We start from the raw sequence: 837 nt of genomic DNA, 5'->3' as shown, positions 1-837 counted from the left end.
AAAAAAATAGCGAAGTAGTAAAATCAAATCGCCAAACCCAATTTTACTATTCGCTATGCCTCGTACCATGCTGACAGATCAACACTGGCAAAAGTTGAAAGTTATTCTGCGTAATTTATCCATTCACCACAACTCAAATTTACGCAATTTTATTGAAGCTATTCTCTATAGAATTAGAACAGGCTGTCCGTGGCGAGATATTCCTTCTTGTTTTGGTCATTCAAACTCTATTTTCAAACGTTTTAATCGTTGGTCAAGCAGCGGTAAGTTACTTAGATTATTCAAATTACTAGCCTCATGCCCCGATATGGAGTGGATTTTTATTGATGGCTCTCATGTACGTGCTCATCAACATTCTGCCGGCATAGCGAATCAATCTATTTCTAAAAGTGTAGGAGGAAACTCCTCAAAAATACATTTGATTGTTGATGCACATGGCAATCCTATTGATTTCATGATTACCGATGGAACCACACATGATGTTAAAGTTGCACCTGATTTAATATCAACATTAGATTTAAAAGAGACAAAAGTGGTATGTGCAGATAAAGGCTATGATTCAGAACCACTGCGTGAACAGATCAGGAAAACAGGGACTAAAGCGAATATACCAAAGAAAACGAATAGCCAATCGAACAATGACCATATGGACTGGTATTTATATAAAATCAGGCATTTAGTTGAAAATATGTTTTGTAGATTAAAGCAATTTAGAGGAATAGCTACTCGATATGACAAGCTCAAAAGAAATTATCAAAGTTCTGTTGCTTTAGCCTGTATATTTTTATGGCTACCTTTATAGGGTTAATTATAAACAGTAAATGTCAACAGACCCTA

1 protein-coding gene is annotated in these 837 nt (G+C 35.4%); it reads left to right on the top strand.

Annotated elements, in window-relative coordinates; genetic code table 11:
• The first annotated feature begins 55 nt into the window (after window positions 1-55).
• Complete coding sequence (locus tag AC1IR0_RS15615; RefSeq protein WP_005262957.1) at window positions 56-802, top strand: IS5-like element ISAba31 family transposase; 747 nt, start codon at window positions 56-58, stop codon at window positions 800-802.
• Window positions 803-837 lie beyond the last annotated feature (35 nt).

The sequence above is a fragment of the Acinetobacter sp. 129952 genome (genome assembly GCF_056642055.1).
This window is presented reverse-complemented; position numbering and strand designations above follow the sequence as displayed.

What these genes read in the sequence shown, in the direction of transcription:
- AC1IR0_RS15615 (WP_005262957.1), top strand. Translation starts at nt 56, where the DNA reads ATGCCTCGTACCATGCTGACAGATCAACACTGGCAAAAGTTGAAAGTT.